This is a genomic window from Heliomicrobium gestii (genome assembly GCF_009877435.1).
GTDB classification, from domain to species: Bacteria; Bacillota; Desulfitobacteriia; order Heliobacteriales; family Heliobacteriaceae; genus Heliomicrobium; species Heliomicrobium gestii.
In genome coordinates, this window is record NZ_WXEX01000003.1 from 132,947 (window position 1) to 153,586 (window position 20,640).

Consider the following 20,640-nt stretch of genomic DNA (forward strand, 5'->3'; position numbering starts at 1 on the left):
CTAGACCGTAATGGGATAGGAGGTTTATTATTGTGTATGACGGAAAGGATGATCCTGTTGGGAGATTGGCAAGCCATCAGCCGGCGACTGAAGGAAGATCTGGCCCGTGCATTGAGCCCCCGTCGCTACGCCCATACGGTGGGGGCCGGCGAGACGGCCTTTCGATTGGCAGTCCGGTGGGGCGCCGACGCCGAGCGGGCCCGTGTGGCCGGACTGCTTCACGACATCGCCCGCGAGTGGCGGGCCGATCGGCTGATCGAGGCCTGTGAGGAAGCCGGTGTTTCTCTCCACCCGTGGGAGCGAAAACAGGCCGAAATCCTCCACGGGTACGCCGGCGCCTGGTGGGCGGCAAGGGAGTACGACTTCGATGACGACGAGGTGCTCGAGGCGGTGCGCCATCACACGGTCGGCCATCCCGGCATGGGGCTTTTGGCAAAGATCGTCTACGTTGCCGACAAGATCGAGCCGAACCGGACCTACAAGGGTGTAGAAACGCTCCGAGACTTGGCCGAACAGTCGCTGGACCGGACTGTGCAGGCTTGTCTCGATCAGGCGATCCAGCATGTTCTCCGCAAGGGCACACTGTTGCACCCCCTTACGGTGGAGACGCGCAATTGGCTGATTTTGGAGCAGAAGAGGGAAGACGCCTGCAGTCAAAAACATAGCTGATCATGGATCACAATTAGGGAGGAACCAATACATTGGGACAAGACAGCAAAGCAGCGGCCATCGCCATCGCCGAAGCGGCCGCCGATAAGAAAGCCTACGAGATCACGCTCCTCGATCTGCGAGGCAAATCGAATGTGACCGACTACTTTGTCCTTTGCAACGGCAATTCGACGCCCCAGGTGCAGGCCATCTGCATGAACATCGAAGAAAAACTGAAAGACTACGGCCGCCGCACCCTCCGTGTCGAAGGGTACCGCGATGGGCGCTGGGTGCTGATGGATTACGGCGATGTGGTCGTTCACATCTTCCGCCCCGAGACGCGGGATCACTATGCCCTGGAACGCCTCTGGGGCGACGCGCCGAAGGCGGTGGAGCCAAACTTCGAAGAGTTCCTCCAGTAAGCTCTCAACAGCAGCGTGAGTGGTAACCAATAGGTGAATCGATAGGAAGCGGATTGGACAGGCACAGGAGCGGACCTATGAATATTTTCGATGTGATCGGACCGGTTATGATCGGTCCGTCCAGCTCCCATACCGCCGGCGCCGTGCGTCTCGGCAATGTGGCCCGCCTGATCCTGGGCGAAGCTGTCATGGAGGCCCGGATCGGCCTCCACGGCTCCTTCGCCGAGACCCACCGGGGCCATGGCACTGACCGGGCCCTGGTGGCCGGTCTGCTTGGCTGGGCCACCGATGACCTGCGCATCCCCAACTCTTTTGAATTTGCTGAAACGGCCGGTTTGGCGGTGACTTTTTCCGACATCAATCTGGGGGAACTGGCCCACCCGAACTCGGTTCGGTTTAATCTGATCGGGCAAGCGGGAACCCGTTCAGATGTCACCGGCGCATCCATCGGCGGCGGGCGCGTCCAGGTAACCCGTGTGGATGATTTTCCCGTCGAATTGACCGGCGACTTTGCCACACTGCTGGTCACCCACCATGACCAGCCTGGTGTGATCTCCCTGGTGACGGCTGTATTGGGCCAGCAGGGGATCAACATCGCCCAGATGCGAGTCTCGCGAGAACAGAAGGGCGCGCGGGCGCTGATGGTGCTGGAGACGGATCAGACCGTCACCGATGAAGCCTTGCGCGCTATCGCTGCGCTGCCGCCCGTGGAGAGGGCGCGACGGATTCAAATCGACTGAACGAGGGGGCGCGCGTGTGGCCCAAAAGCTGTCCTTGCAGCAGTGGATTGCGCAAGCGGAAGAGAAAAACCTCACTTTTGCAATGTTTTGCCTGCAGCGGCAGGCAGCTGACCTGGAAACGACGGAAGCGGCGATCCTGGCCCGCATGGAGGCGCTCCTGCCGGTGATGCGGGACAGCATCCAGGCCGGATTGCAGGGCCACCGTTCCGTCGGCGGCCTTGTCGGCGGCGACGCCGCGAAGATGGCCGCCTATGGCGCGGAATGCCCCGGCAACAGCGTCGTCGGGCCGGTTCTGGCCGACGCGGTGACGATGGCCCTGGCGGTAGGCGAAGCGAACGCCTCCATGGGCCGGATCGTGGCCGCTCCGACGGCCGGGTCGAGCGGCGTGTTGCCGGCGGTGCTCTTTGCGCTGGGCAAATCCCGCCGTTTATCAAATAAACAGCTGGCCGAGGGGCTCTTGGTGGCAGGCGCCATCGGCATGGTCATCGCCTCCCGGGCGACTCTTTCCGGAGCGGCCGGCGGCTGTCAGGCCGAATGCGGCGCGGCAGCGGCGATGGCCGCCGGAGCGGCGGTGGACCTTTGCGGCGGCAAGCCAGCCCAGGTCGGCGACGCTGTCGCCATGGCCTTGAAAAACATGCTGGGACTCGTCTGCGATCCCGTCGCCGGCCTCGTTGAGGTCCCTTGTGTCAAACGCAACGCCGGCGCTGCCGCTCAGGCTCTCGTCGCTGCCGAGATGGCCCTCGCCGGAGTCACCAGTGTCATCCCTGTCGATGAGGTGATCGACGCTATGGGTTCCATCGGCGCCGCTCTGCCGGCGGCGTTGCGTGAGACGGCCCGAGGCGGTTTGGCCGATACGCCTACGGGGCGGGAGTGGGCGAAAAGGCTCTTTGCCGGCAAGGGAGAAGGAAATTCCACAGAAACGTAGGTAGGTGAGTAATCTCGACAAGAACCGAGAAGCGGTTTTTTCTGTATCGTTTTGTTTCATATAAAAAAAAACATATCAAATTGAGACAAGGAGAGCGAGAAAGCAATCTTCACTCAGTTTGGTTTTAAAATGATGGTAGGGTATATAACGAGTTTTTGGGCAAAAGGAATCCTGTTTCCAGTCATTTTTGAATAAACGGCGATCTTGGCTTGATTCTTGCATGGATAAATCAAGTGAGGTGAGATGATGAAACACGTTCAAGCGCTTCAGTGCATCCATTGCGGGAAACAGTATGACCCCGGCGAAGTTGACTATTACTGTCCCGCCTGTGGTTACCATGAGGGCATCCTGGATGTGATCTACGACTATGAGGCCATTAAGGCCGAGATGGATCCGAAGACATTCACTGCCGGCGGACCCCGTTCCATGTGGCGGTACCTGCCGCTCCTGCCTGTCGCCGAACCGGAGCGGATCAGCCACCTGCAGGTCGGCTGGACACCCCTCTACGCCGCCCCAAAACTGGCGGCAACGCTTGATGTGGCTGCCTGTTGGGTGAAGGACGAAGGGCGCAACCCGACCGCCTCGTTTAAAGATCGGGCCAGCGCCGTCGGGGTGCTGAAAGCGCTGGAAAAGGGCGCTTCCCGGATCACCTGCGCCTCCACCGGCAACGCCGCCTCGTCGTTGGCCGGCTTCGCCGCCGCCGCTGGCCTGCCGGCTTCCATCTTCGTGCCCAAACGGGCGCCGGAAGCCAAAGTGGCCCAGTTGCTCGTCTTCGGCGCCCAGGTCTTCTCCGTCCAGGGAACCTATGATCAGGCCTGGGAGCTCTGCATGGCGGCGAGCGCTCATTTCGGTTGGTATAACCGCAACTGCGCCATCAATTCCTACTTGATCGAAGGGAAGAAGACGGTGGCGCTGGAACTGGTTGAGCAGTTTCGAGAGCGGGGAACCATTCCCGACTGGGTCGTCGTCTCTGTCGGCGACGGCTGCACCATCGGCGGCGTCTGGAAAGGCTTCCAGGAGATGCAGCGCATCGGTTGGATCGAACAGACGCCCAAAATCCTTGGCGTGCAGGCTGCCGGCTGCCAGCCCTTTGTCACCGCGTGGCGGGAGGGGAAGGGGCTCACCCCTTGTGAGGCCGACACCCTGGCCGATTCCATCGCTGTGGGCCACCCCCGTAATTTTGCCAAAGGGTTGCGAGCGGTCGTTGAATCGGGCGGCGCCTATGTGGCCGTCCCCGACGAGGCCATCTTGGAGGCGATGACCACCTTGGCTCGCAAAACCGCCGTATTCGGCGAACCAGCCGGCGTCACCGGCGTGGCTGGTGTGCAGGAGGCCCGTCGCCAGGGAATCATCGGACCGGACGATTCGGTGGCCATCATCGTCACCGGCAATGGACTCAAAGACATCGCCAGCGCCATCCGGGCCGCCGGGCAGCCCTTGTCGGTTGAGCCGGAACTGGAGGCGGTGCAGCGCGCAGTGACGGCCTAAGCCGAAATTGCAATTGCAACTTCGGCAGTACATAACGGCGCGCAGGATCCAACGACTGCCCAACCTCCGTGCAGCGAAACAGGAGGAAGATCGCACAATCACGGCGAAAAGAAAAAGACAAGGCAGTTATAGAGATTGAGGCAGTGCGGAAAACATCACGGGGTTTGCCCAGAGGGCGTTCCCCCGAAGGAGGAACAACCATGTCTCGAATTCCCTTCGGACCCACATATGATGAGATGCTGCGCCCGGAAACCCTCGATGGTTCAGTGCGCGCTCAGGCGCTGACCGCTTTGCAGGAAAACGAACTGGACCCGATCAACCTCTTCAACATCACCTGGAAAAACGCCGGCAACCAGGTGCGCAAGGTCGTCCTGCCGCCGGCCCTCACCGGCATCGACGCCAATGTCGTCGTCATGCTGGGCTGCGGCTTTCCATCCGGCTCCCACAAGGTGGGCCCCGCTTACAGCACCTTGATCGAGGGACTTGTTGACGGCGAGATCGTCCCCGGCGTACATACCATCCTCGGTCCGTCGACAGGCAACTTCGGCATCGGCACCGCCTACATCTCCCGGTTGCTGGGCTTCCGGTCTATCGTCATCATGCCCGATAACATGAGCAAAGAGCGCTACGAACGGATCCGCAAGTACGGCGGCGAATTGGAACTGACGCCGGGCAGCGAGTCTGATGTGATCTTGACACTGGAACGGACCCATGAGATGATGAAAAACCCGGCCTACAAAGCCTTGGCCCAATTTGAACTCTTCCCGAACTACCGCTTCCACCGCCATGTGACCGGCAACAGCGCCATCGAGGCCGTCCAGGGCGTCGGCAATGGGCGCATCGCCGGCTTCGTCTCCGCCCCCGGTTCGGCAGGCACCCTTGCCGCCGGCGACCAGATCAAAGCGATCTATCCCGAGGCCAAGATCGGCGCGCTGGAACCCTATGAGTGCTCCACCCTGGCCGATGGCGGGCGCGGCCAGCACCGCATCGAGGGCATCGGCGACAAGATGTGCACCCTCATCCACAACGTGCTGACCACTGATTTCATCATCCTGATCCGTGATGAAGAAACCGTCCAGGGATTGAAGATCTTCCGCGACGGCGTGGAAGCCCTCGTCCAGATGGGCGTCGATCGCGATTTCGCCCTCTCCATCCGTGACTGGTTCGGTCCCTCCGGCATCTGCAACATCCTGGGCGCCATCAAAATGGCCAAGTTCCTTCGCCTCGGCCCTGGGGACAACGTGGTCACCGTCGCCACCGACGGCTTTGACCGCTACCACTCGGTGATGGAAGACCTGGACCGCCGCTACCTGGAGACAGCGCCCTTTGTCCTGGAACGGTGGGCGAAGGACATCTTCCTTGGCGCCGACGACCAGCAGGTCTTCGATGTCCGGCGCGACGACAAGAAAGAGCGGCTCTTTCAGCAGAAGGAAAACGACTGGCTCAAGTTCGGCTACAGCATGGACTTCCTCAACGCCATGCGCGACGCCGGCTTCTGGGAGGACCAGTACGCCAAGGTCCAGGTTTACAACGAAAAAATCGCCGCCAGCCGCTAGGCAGGGAACGCGCCCTGTCGTCTGCCATCGGTCGCACACGGCTTCAATTCCTATCCTTACAATAGCGGGAAAAGACGCCATGATCGGCCATAAAGCAATGGCGATGGCCATCTGAAACGGCGAAATTAAAGCCAAAAATCAAGAATACATTGTTGAGGTCTTGCTTTTCCGGCGGTCTGGGAATAAAATTACAAGTATCAGGGGAAATGGGTCGGAACGACAGAACAGAATGACAGAAGGGCAATGGCGCCCTTCACCGCGAAGGGAAGAGGCCGCGTGGTGAAGGGCCTTTTGTTTGTGCCATGAAGAACTTTCGTGGGGAGGGATGAAAAAGCGGCGAGGGATAGAGAACCGAAACCCTCGCTACACCGGCGCGAAAGAAGACCAAATAATAAAACGGGGAGGATGCATCGTGAAATTCAAAACGAAGACGCTGGCAATTCTCTTGAGCCTTACGCTCGTGCTCGGTCTCGTTCTGACCGGCTGCGGCGGACAACCCACGGCTTCTCAGCAACCGGCCGGCGACAACAAAGCCGCTGGCGACAAAGTTAAGGTGGCTTTCGTGTACGTCGGACCTGTCGGTGACGCCGGCTACACCTACGCCCATGACCAAGGTCGCAAATACCTGGAAAAAGAAATGCCCAATGTGGAAACATCCATCGTGGAATCGGTGCCGGAAGGCGCTGACGCCGAGCGGGTGCTCACCGAACTGGCCACCAAAGGCAACAAGATCATCTTCGCCACCAGCTTCGGCTATATGGACTATGTGATCAAAGTGGCCCAGAAGTTCCCCGATGTGACGTTCCTCCATTGCTCCGGCTATAAAACCGCTCCCAACGTCGGTACATACTTCGGCCGCATCTACCAGGCTCGTTACCTCTCCGGTCTCGTCGCCGGCAAGCAGTCCAAGAGCAATGTCATCGGCTATGTGGCTGCCATGCCCATTCCGGAAGTCATCCGCGGCATCAACGCCTTCACCCTCGGTGTGCGGGAAGCCAACCCCAACGCCACTGTGAAGGTTGTCTGGACCAACACCTGGTATGATCCCGCCAAAGAAAAAGACGCCGCCAAGAGCCTTCTTGACGCCGGCGCCGACGTGATCGCCCAGCACCAGGACACCCCTGCGCCGATGCAAGCTGCTGAAGAAAAAGGCAAGTTCGGCGTCGGCTACAACACGGACATGAGCTCCTTCGCCCCGAAAGCTGTCCTGACCGGTCCCGTCTGGAACTGGGGTCCCTACTATGTGAAAACCGTCAAAGCTGTCGTGGACAAAACCTGGAAGTCGGAACAGTACTGGGGCCCCATGTCTGACAAGGTTGTTGACCTGGCTCCCTACGGTCCCATGGTGAGCGACGACGCCAAAGCCCTGGTCGCCAAGAAGAAAGAGTCCATCCTGAAAGGCGAATGGGACGTCTTCAATGGCCCGATCAAAGATCAATCCGGTCAGGTGAAAGTGCCGGAAGGTTCCAAGATGACCGACAAAGAAATGCTCGAGTTCAACTGGTTCGTTCAGGGTGTGGACGGAACCATTCCTAAGTAAATCATCACCTAACCGAACAGACGATTCGCTACCAGCCCTTTCTGGAAAACAAGCGATCCCAAAACAAAGAGTATTCATTTCAAACGACAGGTTTTCCCATCACGTAGGTGCCCAAGCATCAGAAGATGGTCGCCGTCCGCCGGTTTTCCGGCGGACGGCAAGCCGTTTGTCGGGGCTGATTTTGCAAACGACAACATAGGGTAGGGTGCATGCAATGGACTATATGGTCGAGATGATCGACATAACCAAACGATTCCCGGGGGTCCTGGCCAATGATCGGGTCAGCTTCGCCGTTCGCAAAGGGGAGATTCATGCCCTGCTCGGAGAGAACGGCGCGGGGAAGAGCACCCTCATGAACGTACTCACCGGCCTGTACCGCCCGGACGGCGGAGAGATCCGCATCAACGGACGGCCGGTGGAGCTCTTATCCCCCCGGGATGCCGTCTCACAGGGCATCGGCATGGTGCACCAGCACTTTAAGCTGGTCAAGCCCTTCACTGTATCGGAAAACATCCTGCTCGGTCTCAAGGGAGTCCGGCAGGTTTTTGACATTCGCGCCATCAACACACAGGTGGCGGCGGCCAGCGAAAAGTATGGCCTGCAAGTCGATCCCACGGCTCAGGTGTGGCAGCTTTCTGTCGGCGAGCAGCAACGGGTGGAGATCTTGAAGATCCTCTTCCGCGGCGCCGACATCATCATCCTCGATGAACCGACGGCCGTCTTGACACCCCAGGAAGCCGTCGAACTCTATCACACCCTGCGGCGCATGGCCGATGAGGGGAAGGCGATCATCGTCATCTCCCACAAGCTGAGCGAGGTGCTCGGAAACACGGACCGCATCACCGTCTTGCGGGGCGGACGCTCCGTCGGGACCGTCAACACGGCCGAGACAAACGAAACGGAACTGACGCGAATGATGGTCGGCCGGACCGTTATCCTGCGCACTGACAAAGCGCCCGCCAACCGGGGGGAGAAGATCCTCGAACTGGGAAATGTGTCGGCCCTCAACGACCGGGGGCTCCCGGCCATCAAATCGCTCTCCCTGGACATCTATGGCGGCGAGATCCTGGGCATCGCCGGTGTGGCCGGCAACGGCCAGCGGGAACTGGCCGAGGTGGTGGCCGGTCTGCGGACCATCGAAAGCGGTGTGAAAAAAATCGGCATTGCCGAGATGACCCAGGCGACGCCGAAGCAGATGATCGAGGCGGGCGTCAGCTACATCCCTGAAGACCGGCTCGGCACCGGACTGGCGCCGAACATGAACGCCGTTGAGAACTACCTCTTAAAAGGCGCCGGTGACACCTCTCCGGTGATTCATTGGAAAAAAGCCACCGAGGAGACGGAAGACATCATCAAACGGTTCGATGTCAAGATCGCCAGCCTCAAAGATCCCGTCAAGATGCTTTCCGGGGGCAACCTGCAGAAACTCCTCCTGGGGCGCGAGATCTCCAACAACCCCCGTCTGATTGTGGCCATGTACCCCATGCGCGGCCTTGACGTGGGCGCCATGGAGACGATCCGCAACCTCCTGGTGGCCCAGCGCGACGCCGGCGTCGCCGTCTTGCTCATCTCCGAGGAACTGGAAGAACTGTTCGCCCTGTCCGATCGCATCGCCGTCCTCCATGGCGGAGAGGTCATGGGCGTCGTTGACCCGAGGGAAGCTACCATCGAAGCCGTTGGCATGATGATGGCCGGCGAGCGGATGAATGCGACAGCAGACGCAGAAGGCGCAGGGGGGAAGGTGAATGGCGATGCATCCTAACACCGCAGAAAAACAAGGATTCACCGGGCGCTTCCGCTTTGCCGACTGGCGTTTTGAAAAGCGGGCCAACAACTCTACGACGGTGCTGGTTCTCGTCCCGATCCTGTCCATCGTCGTCGGTCTGCTGTTTTCCGCCCTCTTTATCGCCGCCACCGGCAAAGAACCCCTGAAGGTCTACGCGCTGATGCTCGACGGCGCCTTCGGCTCCACCTATGGCATCTCGGAAACGGTTGTCAAGGCCATCCCGCTCATGCTCTGCAGCCTCGCCGTTTCCATCGCCTTTCGCATGCAGTTGTGGAACATCGGCGCCGAAGGACAACTGTACATGGGCGCATTTGGCGCCAGTTGGGTCGCCCTCAACCACCCCGACTGGCCGGCTTTCGCGCTGTTGCCCGCCATGGCCATCGTCGGAATGGCCTTGGGCGGCCTTTGGGGCCTCCTGCCGGCCATTCCGCGCGCCTACATGAAGGTGAACGAAACGATCACCACCCTGTTGATGAACTACATCGCCATCCTTTGGGTCGATTACTTCGTTTACGGTCCCTGGAAAGACCCGAACGGTTTCAACTTCCCCATCACGGCGCCCTTTTCGGCAAGCGCCATCCTGCCGGCCTTCGGCACAAGCCGCATCCATACGGGCTTGCTGTTAGCGCTGATCACGGCGGGCATCCTCTACTTTGTCCTGCGCCACACCCGTTGGGGCTTTGAGATCCGCGTCAGCGGCGAAAGCCCCTCGGCTGCTCGCTACGCCGGCATGAACCACATCAAAAACATCCTCGTCGTCATGTTCATCAGCGGCGCCTTGGCCGGCCTCGCCGGCATGACCGAGGTCTCCGGCATCACCCAGCGGCTCCAACACGGCATCTCACCGGGCTATGGCTACTCGGCCATCATCATCGCCTGGCTCGCCCGCCTGCACCCCTGGGCGATCGTCTTCGTCTCCTTCATCTTCGGCGGCCTGCTTGTCGGCGGCTACAGCATCCAGACGAGCGGCTTCCCGGCAGCGACCGTCTCCATGCTGCAGGGCGCCATCTTGTTCTTCGTCGTCGGCGGAGAAATCTTTGTCAACTATCGCCTGCGGACCGGCGGAAAGGAGGAGCGATAACCATGGAAACATCGATGTGGGTATCCCTCCTGGCCACCGGCGTCATCGCCGGCACGCCGATCCTCTTTGCTGCCCTCGGCGAGATCCTGACGGAACGAGCCGGCATCCTCAATTTGGGCGTCGAAGGCATGATGCTCGTCGGCGCCGTGACAGGCTTTCTCGTCACCTACAGCGCCCAGAACGAATGGGCCGGTCTGGCCATGGCCACCATCGCCGGCGGCCTGATGGCCTTTATCCATGCCTTTTTGTGCATCACCCTGCGGGCCAACCAGGTTGTCAGCGGCCTTGCCTTGACCATCTTCGGTTCCGGCCTCAGCGGCTACCTCGGCAAAAACCTGATCGGCGTGCCCCTGACCCACACCTTTAAACCGGTTCCCATCCCCGGTCTCAGCGAGATCCCTGTCATCGGCGAGATCCTCTTCAAGCACGACTTGCTCGTCTATTTCAGTTATGTCTTGATCGCCCTCATCTGGTTTTTCCTCTTCCGGACGAAGGCCGGTCTGGAACTGCGGGCCGTCGGGGAAAACCCTGCCGCCGCCGACGCCGCCGGCCTCAACGTCTTCGCCACCCGCTACGCCTGCGTCATCGCAGGCGGCATGCTGGCGGGCATCGCCGGCGCCTACCTGTCCCTGGCCTACGCGCCGTCCTGGCTGGAGAACATGACGGGCGGACGGGGCTGGATCGCGGTGGCACTGGTCATCTTCGGCATGTGGAATCCGGTGCGGGCCTTCTTTGGCAGCTTTTTCTTCGGCACCATCGATGTGCTCGGCTTCACCATGCAGACCCTGGGGATTCAGATCCCGTCCTTCTTCCTCAAGATGTTGCCCTATGTCTTCACCATCATCGTCCTCATCGTCGTCACCCGGGAGACGAAGACGCGCCGTGTCGCCTCGCCGGAGGCGTTGGGCCTGTCCTACAACCGGGAGGAGCGATGAGGTTCACCCACTTCTAAGAAAAACGAGGTGGATCCCATGTCCAGCATCGTCATCAAAAACGCCGCTATTGTCACCATGAACGCCCAGCGAGACATTGTCGAGGGTGAACTGTGGATCCGTGATGGAGTGATTGCGGCGATTCGCCCCGGCAACGCGCAGGCGGAGAACCCTGCCGCGCCTGAGCGCTTTCCTCAACAGGACCTGCCGATCGAACCATCCTTCAGGGCTGATCAGGTTATCGATGCCCGAGGACGGCTGATCATCCCCGGCATCATCCAGGGCCACATCCATCTCTGCCAGACCCTTTTCCGGGGCCAAGCCGATGATCTGGAACTGCTTGACTGGCTGAAACTGCGCATCTGGCCTCTCGAAGGCGCTCATGACGCCGAATCCCTCTACACGTCGGCCCGCCTGGGCATCGGCGAGATGTTCCGCTGCGGCACGACAGCCATCATCGACATGGCCACCGTCCACCACACCGAGTCGGTCTTCCAGGCCATCGTCGACTCAGGCATGCGCGCCTTGAGCGGAAAATGCATGATGGACTGGGGTCAAGACGTTCCCGCCACCTTGATGGAAAAGCGGGAAGCGTCGATTCGCGAGAGCGTCGATCTCTTGGAAAAGTGGCACGGCAAAGGCGATGGACGGCTTCGCTACGCCTTTGCGCCCCGTTTCGCCGTTTCTTGCAGCGAGGAACTGCTTCTGGAAGTGGGCGATCAGGCCCGGCGTCACGGTGTCATGATCCACACCCATGCCTCGGAAAACCGCGGCGAGATCGCCCTGGTGCAGGAAGAGCGGAAGATGCGCAATGTCAGCTACTTCGATCACCTGGGCATGGCTGATGAAAACCTGATCCTGGCCCACTGCATCTGGCTGGATGAAGATGAATTGGATCTCATCGAACGACGCCGCATCAAGGTGGCCCACTGCCCCTCCTGCAACCTGAAGTTGGGTTCCGGCATCGCCCCCATCCCGGAGATGCGCCGCCGGAACATCGCTGTCTCCATCGGCGCCGACGGCGCCCCTTGCAACAACAACCTTGATCCCTTTACAGAGATGCGCACCGCCGCCTTGATTCAGAAGGCGCTCCATGGACCGACAGCGATGCCGGCGCAGCAGGTCTTTGAACTGGCCACCCTCGGCGGCGCAGCGGTCATGGGCATGGCCGATCGAATCGGTTCTCTGGAAGTGGGCAAGCGCGCCGACCTGGCCATGATCGATCTCCACAAACTCCACTGCGCCCCCTTGGAAGGCGCCGACGTCTATGCCCAACTGGTCTATCAGGCCCGGGGGAGCGACGTCGTGTTGACCATGGTGGACGGCCAGATTGTCTATGAAGAGGGAAAACTGACGACGATCGATGAAACCACACTTCTCCGCGATGCCAGCCAGGCCATCAACCGTGTGGCGCGCAGGGCGGGCATTGTGCGGTGACTTCGCTCTGACTGTGCAGCAAAGGGACCTTATCCTGGCAAGGCAGTCGCCTGGCCAGGATACCGATTGCGCCGGAGGGTGATACAGTGAGGTTATCAGAGGCGCTGGGCATCGTGAGCCCGACGGTGCTGTCAGTCGTCGGGGCAGGCGGAAAGACGTCGCTCCTCATGGCGCTCAGCGACCAGTGGGAAGCTGAGCGAATCCCCTATGTATTGACGACGACGACCCGGATGGCATACGAACAGGTGGAACACCTGGCGCCCATCGTTGAGGAGGAGTTTCATTCGGGACTGCAGAAAGCGCTCTCCGATCTGGGGCGCTTTGGTCGCGCCGGCTGGTTCCGGTCCGTGAAGGATGGAAAGGTGCAAGGTATCCCGCCGGAATGGGTGGATCGTCTCTGTGATTACCGCTGTTCCTGGCATCTGTTGATCGAAGCGGATGGCGCGGCGGGCCGGCTGCTGAAAGCGCCTGCCGCCCATGAACCGGTGGTTCCGATGCGCAGCGATGTGACGGTCGGCGTTCTCCATCTCGACGCCATCGGCTGCCCCCTGGACACGACCATTGTCCACCGGCCCGGTCTTGTCCGTCCCATCGTCGGCAAGCCGAACGGGGCGCTGATTGAACCGGAAGACCTGGCAAAGCTGGCTCTTCACCGCAAGGGGATTTTTCAGGGCGCTGCCGGCAAAAAAATCCTCCTGCTATCCGGTGGTGTGACTGATCCTGCTGGTGACACGATGCAAAGGCAGTGGACGGAAGCGATTGTCGACCGGCTATGGAAGGATGGAAATGGCCGCATTGAACGGGTCATCCGGACAAAAGGATATGGAAGAGAAATGCGGGTATCGCGCCTTTACAGGCAACCATGACGAAGGCGGGAACCCCGTTTTCTCCTCTCTCGGGATTGCCGTGCTGGCGGCGGGGTTATCCCGGCGCATGGGTCAACCGAAGCTGCTCTTGCCGTTCCGGAGAAAACCGCTCCTGGCCCATGGTTTGGATCGGGTGAGGGAACTTCCCTGGGGGCAACGGCTTGCCGTTATCGGCGAACCGAAGGCAGCCCTCGATGAGCTTTGTGCCATCCGTGGGTTTCAAGCCCTCTTGAACGCGCAGCGGGCAGAGGGGCAAGCGACATCGGTAAGGTTGGCAGCAACCAACCTATCAGCCGATCTGACGGGCTATGTGTTTATGCCGGGTGATCAGCCCTTTATCGACCCCAATCTGCTCGTGGCGATGGCCGAGACGTTTGATCGGAGAAATGACACCAAAGCCATTATCGTCCCTCGAAACAGGGGGAGTTGGCGAAGCCCTGTTCTCTTTGGCGCCGGTTGGCGATCTGATTTGGCGATGTTGTCGGGGGACCAGGGGGGACGAGAGATCATCCGCAAACACCTCGACTGTGTCTGCGCCATCGATTGGGCCGATGATCGCGTTTTCATGGACATCGATACGTGGACGGAATATGAGTCCCTGTGCCGGGAATCAACGAATATTGAACAATAAAGCCCACTGCTGATTTGTAAGCGGTGGGCTTTTTCACATTGATAATTCTATTGGCACAATGAACGATGTAAATATTGATCGTAAACAGTAAATCAACATGACGGTAGGACGAAAGTCCCTTGATGAGACTATTTAGACATGGTAACCTTTCTTTAATAACGCAATTGGCAAGTCTACAAATAAACATATAGAATAACGATGTAAAATATTCATTAACAACAAAACTTATCAATGAATAAACTGATTAATACCGATGTTAATATTCTGTTAAATTCGCATCATCAGCCGTTGCCTTGGAGCCAATTCACACGTTTTTCAGTCTGATCGCATATCCTAGAAAGTACCTCGTTCTAAACGAGTGAAAATGCGATTCCCGCACATCATGGAAAAGGAGAGGTCTCTATGCAAAAACGCATCTTCTCTCGTCGTGAACCTGGCGCGATCGAAAAGGCGCTGTTTCACAGAGCCCAGAAGGACGTGAAGCAGGTTCTCTTTGGCTGGTTGGAAAAACGCCAGGAAAAACAAATCGCCGGCTCCCTGCGCATGCTTGGACAGTACTATGCCCAAGAGATGCAACGGAACCGGCTCCCCGGGTAAGTCGACGATAGGTCGACTTGCCGTGGATAGGGTGACGAAAGGTCGTCGAATGGTGTCGAATGGTCGTCCATAGGTTGACGATAGGTTGGGTTTTCTGTTCTTTATGTAGCGTTCAGCCAGTCAATGATCAGATCGACGATGAGATTTTCCTGATAGGCGATCAACCCGGTCTCGACCATGATCGCTGGCAATTGAGCGTCCCAAGGCACCGTCATTTCCGCTACCCTCCGGCGCTGATCTTCTGACAGAGCCACCTGTTTAACCGCCTTTTGATAGGTTTGGCAGTCAAAGCGCCACGGTTGAAAAAGGCTGGCACCGGAATAACCGGAGGCATTATAGCGGCGTTCCAGTTGGAGAGCGATTTCCAGCCCCTTGCCGTCGAAATCGCCGCTGTAAAAAAGCCGGCAGCCGGCATGGATCAGGCTGTCAAGCAACAGCAGGGCGGCCAGCGAAAGTTGGCCGCTCGTGCAGATCAAAGGCCCCTTATGTCTTCGCGAGGCGGGGGGCAAGTGGAGCCATCGATCCAAAAGGCCGGAGAAAACAGCCGGATTTTCAACAAGGTAGACAGGCTGGCCTTCCGGGACATCCCAGTGTTGTCCGCTGGTCAGCGTCGTCGGAATATGTCTTAGATTGCGAAGGGTCAAATTGAGCGGTTCGCCGGCGCCGGTGGCGGCTTCCATCAGCGGATGCAAGGGAGTTCCCCCCATTGCCGGCAGGCCGAAGACGGTCACAAAAGAAGAGATATCATCGCCATCGAGGCCCGCCGCGCGCAGCAACGCACGGTGGGCCTCTGCCGATTCAGAGGCATCGCCGGAGGAGTCGACGTCATCGAGCGATTCGCCTGGACGAAACAGATAGGCCAGGGCGGAACTGAAGAGCCGCCCCAGGGGGGTGGCTCGGTCAAAGGCGTGGGGATCGCCGGTGATCTGGGCGGCGAAGATGGGTAGGCGTTCCGCGGGCAGGGTGTGCGCCGAAGGTGATCGCCGATCGAGCCGAGCGATGGCGCGAGTGACGGCGAGCAACTGCGCTTCGGTGTCTGCGGGGTTTCCGTCAAAGGCGCTTTTTAAGATGCGGTAGCCGCCGGAACGCCGGTCAGCAACCGCATCGATCCATGCTTGCGCCGCCGGGGAGGCCTGCGCCTTGACTCGCTCGATCAGAGTTTGCCAGGCCTGGCGGTTCTTTTGGCGTCGCTGGGGACGAAGTTCCAACTGTTGCCCATAAAGGCTGTAGAGAACCTCTTCCAGGGTGATTTGCCACCGGCTCTGGCGCAGGGCCTGATCGATCTCGGTCATGCGAACAGAGACGGTGAAGGTGAGAACCTCTGGGGCGACTTGGGAAGAAACCGCGCCGGCAGGGCAATGGGGTGAGGCGATCTGCCGCCCGAAAAAACCGTTGAGGCAATCCAGTTGTTCGCCCGTTAGCTTGTCCAGGCGCAGGGAACCGCCGATTCGGCCGAGCGATTCAAAGCGGCGCCGGGCCGCCTCCAGGAGCGGCGGGAAGCCGGGCTGTCGGAGATAGCGGCAGAGATCGGGCGGAAGCGGGGCAAAGGCATCCATCGGTTAGGCTCCTTCCGGCAGAGGCAGGTCGGCCGGCTCATCACTGCTTTTCGCGGCGGCGCCATCCCATGGTTCGACAGAACCGCTCTCCAGATACCGTTTTTGGTGACCGTTCCAGTGATAATGGAACAAGGTCACATAGTTCACATCTTTCGGCCGGAAGATCTCATAGATCGACAGATCGGGCACCGTGTCATAACAGCCCCAGAGCACCTGGCTCGTCATCATGTAGTCAAAATCCATCTGGGTGAGCAGGTCAAACATATCGCGCACGTTTTCATCGTCCACGCCAGCGAAGGCTTCATCGAGGGAGATGATGTGCGGCGCTTCCGGGCGCACGTCGTTGTAGCGGGAATAGGTGGCGGCGAAGAGGGGAATGTACATGCTCATTGCTTTTTCGCCGCCGCTGAGCACATTGAAGCGCGAGTCGGTCAGTTCCCGGCGCGTCCCTTCCCCTTTCTCATAATAGAGGACGAAGCGGAACCACTTGCGGTAGTCGAGGAGTTGGTTCACCCAGTGGCGGAGGGAGTCTTTTTCTTCTGATTCCTGTTTGGCCCACTCGATCCGGGAACGGAAGTGCTGAACCATGCGATCGATGTCGTCATCGTGAAGCTGATCTGGGTTGGTTTTCAACAGCTTGACGAGGGCGGTCGTATCGAGTTCCCGTTCGCTGCTGGCCGGACGAGGCTCCCATTTCAGCTGCAACCGCAATCCGCTGGAGGTGTTGCGCTGGCCCATCAGGTCGTTCACCCGGTGCACCCACTGCTCGGCCCGGTGGATGCGATTGCGGATGGTCTTGCCGACAGCGCGGATGATGATCTCCTCGTAGAGTTCGCGGTCTTTCTGGTTTAACAGGAGCATCTGCTCTTCCTTGGCCAGCGTCAACTCGTCAAGCAGGTGCTGCGGCGTGATCGGGTTCTGGCGATCGCGCATGAAATAGATGAGAACTCGTCCGGTCGCCTCGTCTTCCTGCGATTCGGGCACATACTGAAAGAGGGTTTGGCGGATCGTGTTCAAGATGCTGAAGAGGTCGTTCGTGATCGATTGGGCCAGACGGGATTCGTAACGCCCTCGCCACAGTTGCAGGAGCAACTGCGCCGTGTCCAACACGGTTTCCAGGACGGTCTGATCAACGCTGCCGGCGAGGTCGGAGGGGGGAGAGAAGGAAGCATCGCCGGCGTGGGCGGCAGGGCCAACCGAGGCGGCGAGATGGGCGGGGTCGCGCCAGACCTTTTTACTGGAGTTGGAGCGGCAGAGGTCGGCCACATCGGGGAGAAGGCCGCGCTTCCACTCCAACAGCCACTGGGATTGGAGGCGTTGCAGTTCCCTTTGCGCCGCTGCCAGCGCCGCGTGGCGCTGTTCATAGGCAGTCAAGGTTTTCCCGCGAGACTCGGCCAATCTGGGCAGGTTTTTGTGATAAGCGCTGATCGCCTGTTCCGTCTCTGCGATCAGCCGGCGCAGTTCATCGAGGCGGCGCATGATATCGTCCAGGCCCATATCCCGCAGTCGCCGTTGCAGGCTCTCGATCTCTGTGTCGAGGCGGCGCAGTTCCTGCTCATAATCGCCGATTTCGGCCTCTTCCCGGTCAGCCTGATCATTGTAAGCCGCCTCGTCGGCCGCTGCATCGGCGAAGTGTTTTTTGGCGGCTCGATGCTGTTCCCAAGCGGCCTTCAGCTGAAACCACAGGCGGCCATAGCGATCAAACTTGTCCAGAGCAATGCGAAGGGAAGGCTCATCCCGCTTGATCGTCAGATCCTTCATGCAGTCATGGAGGGCGGCTGTGGCGTCCTGATAGGCCTTGATCGCTTGACGGAACCGCTCATCCTGGCGGGCGCACTCGCCATCAGCCGCATCGAATTGAAAGCGTCGCGTGATCACTGCGCCGTTAGCGGCCTGCAGGCCTTCGCCCTTCGGAAACAGCGCCAATTCCCCATCCAGGCCAGCGGCTTCTGCGCTGAGGCGTTCCAGTTCTCCGGCAATAGCCGTGATGGAGGCGTCCATTTCGGCGATGGCTCCATCAAGAGCGGCGATGCGGGCCAGGCGGGTGCGGCGGCGGCTCTCTTTGCCGATGAATTCGGCCAGAGGCTTTGCCGCCGCGACGCCGACACGGGCGCCAAGGCGGTAGGCGCCGTCAGCGCTGAGCCAGACGCCGCGCGGGTCCGGGCTGTCGCCGCTTCCTTGCAAGACCTGATCCCGATCGGCGATGCGCACCGTTTGCAGCAGATCCAGGATGGCGCCGTCGCCGAGGCCGCTCTCTTCCGGAGGAAGGGGACAGAGGTAATCGGTCAGGGTGATGCCGAGAAGTTCCGGATCAGCCTGCAGCCAGGTCTCGTCGAGAGGGACGGCGCCGTCTCCGGCTTTGGCAGTCTCCGCCCAGGCGACGCCCTGGGGACCGACCCAGGCATCGAGCAGCCCCGCTTCGGCGAGTGCGCTTTCCAAACAGGCCCGGGTCGGTTCATCGACAGAGGGGAGAAACTCCACACAGGCGTAGAAGGGCGCGCCGGCCGGATTTGACTCCTGTCGATGCTGGCGGTAGGCCTGGCGAGCCGGCAGTCGCGCCGGTTCCGGTTCTTTGTGGGCGAGCCACTGCTCCCGCTCGGCTGTCAGTTCCCGGCGCTGCTGTTCCAGTTCCTCCTTTTGCCGGAGCCGCCCGGCCCGGTCATGGGCGATCTGCCGGTTGCGCTCCTGCCAATCGGCCAGGATGGGCTGGCGGACTTTTTCGTAATCTTTTTCGGGAAAGCCGGCCAGGTGATGGAGGGATTCGCGAAAACGCTCTTCTGACAGGGGCAGGTGGCGCAGCGACGCGCGCCAAGAAAAAAGCGCCGCTTGTTGCGCTTCTTTGGCGTCCTCCAGAGCATCTTCGGCAAGGCGCCACTCCTCTTCCGCCCGGTCTTTCGCTTTTTGAGCGTCGCTGAGGGCGTTTTCGGCGTCGTTTTTGCGCTGGTGCAGCGTGGCCACGGCGCGGGCCTGTTTCTCCGCTTCCTCCAGGCGATGCCGGTGCCCTTGCCAATCCTTTTGCCAGGTTTCAAAACCCCCATCCTCTTCCGGGATGGCCCCTTCCCAGGGCTGGCTGTGGAAACTGTGCAGGGGAAAATCAGTCTCGCCGGCGAGAACCGCCATGTCGCCCAGGGTCGACTGCTGCTCTGCCGCCGCCTTTCCCATCGTCTCGGCGGCTTCGTCCTTTCGATCCATCGCTTTCTGAAGCCGCTGGCACGTTTCGTCCAGTCGATTTTCGGCGGTCTTTTTCCTCTCTGCCAGAAACTGGCGGTCCCGGGTTTTCGCGTCCAACTGTCCTTGGGTGGCGAAGGCCTCGTTTTGGCTGAGCATCTCCCGCTCCGCCTTGTAGTCGGCCAGCGCTTGCTGCGCCTTTTCTTGCCGCTCCTTTTCAGAAGCGAGCTTAGCATCAAGTTCCTTGAGTTCCTGCTCGCTCTGTCGGAGATCCTTTTCCGCTGTATCGCGAAGTCCTTGTCTCTCCACAAGTTCCTTAGAAAGGCTGAAGAGCAGGTGCTCGTTATAGCGCCGGTAGCTTTGATTGAGGCGGTTCGTATCCTCCTGGTGGCGCGACAGTTCATCGAGGCGTTCCCCGATCTGGTCCATGTCGTCAAGAACCTCGGCGAGGGGGCGCAGATCCTCTTCATGGAGCGGCGGCAGGGCATTGCCGAGGATCTCGTAGATCGTTGTCGGCTTAAAGTCCTTGGAGAGCTTGGGCGAACGCAACTGGATGAGCAAGTCCAGCAGTTCGCTGTAGGCGTCAAGGTCATTGAAGCCGAAGAGATGGCGGTTGACCAGCGCCTTATACTTGCCCTGTTCAGAGACAACCTCGCCGCCTGCGCCGATCCGTTCGGCCAGCGCCTGCCGTGTCAGCGGGATCTTGCGCGGTTGCTTCGGATCGCTGTAATCAAGCTGATAAAGGGACAGGTCCTTGCCCATGCGGCGGTTGTCGGTGACGACAAAGCCCCAGAAAGCGACCTGGGGATTGTTGCGGCGCGCTCGCAGACCGATGCCGATGGTGAGGTACCGTTCCTGAAGAGGATGGAAAAACTCCAGCCACAGGTAGCCCGTCCGGTCGGTGATCGATTCATCGTCGACGAGCAGGTAGTACTCCATCCTGCGATCTTTAGAACCGAAGGGATCGAGGCGGTGGGGGCGTTTGTCGCCGTCCAAGACGAGCGGCAAAAAACTCTGCATGGTCACACTCTTGCCGGAGCCGTTGGCGCCGCGAAAAATCGCCCGGCCTGACGCCAGTTCGAATTCCGCCTCATCATCATAAAACCAGAAATTCAAAATCCCGGCGCGGTGCATTCGCCAGCGTGGGGAAGTCAAGGGCATCATCTCCTTACAACCGTGATCATTCGCCTATTCCACCAGTAACGCCGTCAAAAGACGTTCAAATGATGATCAAATATGAACATCAAATTACGATCAAATGACCGTT

16 protein-coding genes are annotated in these 20,640 nt (G+C 59.8%); 14 read left to right on the forward strand and 2 right to left on the reverse strand.

Going from position 1 to position 20,640, the window contains the following annotated elements:
• Positions 1–36 precede the first annotated feature (36 nt).
• The 14 genes from yqeK to GTO89_RS04550 all read left to right on the forward strand — a co-directional run bounded on the left by yqeK (position 37) and on the right by GTO89_RS04550 (position 14,649).
• Complete coding sequence (gene yqeK / locus GTO89_RS04485) at positions 37–669, forward strand: bis(5'-nucleosyl)-tetraphosphatase (symmetrical) YqeK (protein WP_161260870.1); 633 nt, start codon at positions 37–39, stop codon at positions 667–669.
• A 32-nt stretch (positions 670–701) separates the two neighbouring features.
• Positions 702–1,070, forward strand: a complete 369-nt coding sequence (rsfS, locus tag GTO89_RS04490; RefSeq protein WP_161260871.1) for a ribosome silencing factor — start codon at positions 702–704, stop codon at positions 1,068–1,070.
• A gap of 77 nt (positions 1,071–1,147) precedes the next feature.
• A complete protein-coding gene (sdaAB, locus tag GTO89_RS04495) occupies positions 1,148–1,810 on the forward strand; it encodes an L-serine ammonia-lyase, iron-sulfur-dependent subunit beta (protein ID WP_161260872.1) in 663 nt (220 codons plus the stop codon).
• 82 nt (positions 1,811–1,892) lie between these two features.
• A complete protein-coding gene (gene sdaAA / locus GTO89_RS04500; RefSeq protein WP_235920247.1) occupies positions 1,893–2,735 on the forward strand; it encodes an L-serine ammonia-lyase, iron-sulfur-dependent, subunit alpha in 843 nt (280 codons plus the stop codon).
• Positions 2,736–2,981: 246 nt separating this feature from the next.
• Positions 2,982–4,223: a threonine synthase gene (locus GTO89_RS04505; RefSeq protein ID WP_161260874.1), complete on the forward strand. Its 1,242-nt coding sequence runs from the start codon at positions 2,982–2,984 to the stop codon at positions 4,221–4,223.
• A 200-nt stretch (positions 4,224–4,423) separates the two neighbouring features.
• Positions 4,424–5,779, forward strand: coding sequence for a PLP-dependent cysteine synthase family protein (locus GTO89_RS04510; protein ID WP_161260875.1), 1,356 nt, complete (start codon positions 4,424–4,426; stop codon positions 5,777–5,779).
• Positions 5,780–6,191: 412 nt separating this feature from the next.
• Positions 6,192–7,319: a BMP family ABC transporter substrate-binding protein gene (locus tag GTO89_RS04515; protein WP_161260876.1), complete on the forward strand. Its 1,128-nt coding sequence runs from the start codon at positions 6,192–6,194 to the stop codon at positions 7,317–7,319.
• A 214-nt stretch (positions 7,320–7,533) separates the two neighbouring features.
• Entirely contained in the window at positions 7,534–9,081 is a 1,548-nt protein-coding gene (locus tag GTO89_RS04520; protein ID WP_161260877.1) for an ABC transporter ATP-binding protein, read from the forward strand.
• A complete protein-coding gene (locus GTO89_RS04525; protein WP_161261023.1) occupies positions 9,071–10,186 on the forward strand; it encodes an ABC transporter permease in 1,116 nt (371 codons plus the stop codon). Before GTO89_RS04520 ends, GTO89_RS04525 begins: the two co-directional genes overlap by 11 nt.
• 2 nt (positions 10,187–10,188) lie before the next feature.
• Positions 10,189–11,121 (forward strand): ABC transporter permease, encoded by a 933-nt coding sequence (locus tag GTO89_RS04530; RefSeq protein ID WP_161260878.1) that lies wholly within the window; start codon positions 10,189–10,191, stop codon positions 11,119–11,121.
• A gap of 36 nt (positions 11,122–11,157) precedes the next feature.
• Positions 11,158–12,555, forward strand: coding sequence for a 5'-deoxyadenosine deaminase (locus tag GTO89_RS04535; RefSeq protein WP_161260879.1), 1,398 nt, complete (start codon positions 11,158–11,160; stop codon positions 12,553–12,555).
• Between the two features lie 86 nt (positions 12,556–12,641).
• Positions 12,642–13,421 (forward strand): selenium cofactor biosynthesis protein YqeC, encoded by a 780-nt coding sequence (gene yqeC, locus GTO89_RS04540; protein ID WP_161260880.1) that lies wholly within the window; start codon positions 12,642–12,644, stop codon positions 13,419–13,421.
• Complete coding sequence (locus tag GTO89_RS04545; RefSeq protein WP_161260881.1) at positions 13,378–14,052, forward strand: nucleotidyltransferase family protein; 675 nt, start codon at positions 13,378–13,380, stop codon at positions 14,050–14,052. Before yqeC ends, GTO89_RS04545 begins: the two co-directional genes overlap by 44 nt.
• 402 nt (positions 14,053–14,454) lie before the next feature.
• Positions 14,455–14,649, forward strand: a complete 195-nt coding sequence (locus GTO89_RS04550) for a hypothetical protein (protein ID WP_161260882.1) — start codon at positions 14,455–14,457, stop codon at positions 14,647–14,649.
• 101 nt (positions 14,650–14,750) lie between these two features.
• Here GTO89_RS04550 and GTO89_RS04555 read toward each other — a convergent pair whose 3' ends face one another.
• Together GTO89_RS04555 and GTO89_RS04560 are read right to left on the reverse strand one after the other, a co-directional pair.
• Positions 14,751–16,205, reverse strand: coding sequence for a TIGR02679 family protein (locus tag GTO89_RS04555; protein ID WP_161260883.1), 1,455 nt, complete (start codon positions 16,203–16,205; stop codon positions 14,751–14,753).
• 3 nt (positions 16,206–16,208) lie between these two features.
• Positions 16,209–20,528: a TIGR02680 family protein gene (locus GTO89_RS04560; RefSeq protein WP_161260884.1), complete on the reverse strand. Its 4,320-nt coding sequence runs from the start codon at positions 20,526–20,528 to the stop codon at positions 16,209–16,211.
• Between the last annotated feature and the right edge of the window lie 112 nt (positions 20,529–20,640).

What these genes read in the sequence shown, in the direction of transcription:
- GTO89_RS04530 (WP_161260878.1), top strand. Translation starts at nt 10,189, where the DNA reads ATGGAAACATCGATGTGGGTATCCCTCCTGGCCACCGGCGTCATCGCC.
- sdaAA (WP_235920247.1), top strand. Translation starts at nt 1,893, where the DNA reads ATGTTTTGCCTGCAGCGGCAGGCAGCTGACCTGGAAACGACGGAAGCG.
- GTO89_RS04545 (WP_161260881.1), top strand. Translation starts at nt 13,378, where the DNA reads ATGGAAGAGAAATGCGGGTATCGCGCCTTTACAGGCAACCATGACGAA.
- GTO89_RS04505 (WP_161260874.1), top strand. Translation starts at nt 2,982, where the DNA reads ATGAAACACGTTCAAGCGCTTCAGTGCATCCATTGCGGGAAACAGTAT.
- yqeK (WP_161260870.1), top strand. Translation starts at nt 37, where the DNA reads ATGACGGAAAGGATGATCCTGTTGGGAGATTGGCAAGCCATCAGCCGG.
- GTO89_RS04535 (WP_161260879.1), top strand. Translation starts at nt 11,158, where the DNA reads ATGTCCAGCATCGTCATCAAAAACGCCGCTATTGTCACCATGAACGCC.
- sdaAB (WP_161260872.1), top strand. Translation starts at nt 1,148, where the DNA reads ATGAATATTTTCGATGTGATCGGACCGGTTATGATCGGTCCGTCCAGC.
- GTO89_RS04550 (WP_161260882.1), top strand. Translation starts at nt 14,455, where the DNA reads ATGCAAAAACGCATCTTCTCTCGTCGTGAACCTGGCGCGATCGAAAAG.
- GTO89_RS04510 (WP_161260875.1), top strand. Translation starts at nt 4,424, where the DNA reads ATGTCTCGAATTCCCTTCGGACCCACATATGATGAGATGCTGCGCCCG.
- GTO89_RS04555 (WP_161260883.1), bottom strand. Translation starts at nt 16,205, where the DNA reads ATGGATGCCTTTGCCCCGCTTCCGCCCGATCTCTGCCGCTATCTCCGA.
- GTO89_RS04525 (WP_161261023.1), top strand. Translation starts at nt 9,071, where the DNA reads ATGCATCCTAACACCGCAGAAAAACAAGGATTCACCGGGCGCTTCCGC.
- GTO89_RS04520 (WP_161260877.1), top strand. Translation starts at nt 7,534, where the DNA reads ATGGACTATATGGTCGAGATGATCGACATAACCAAACGATTCCCGGGG.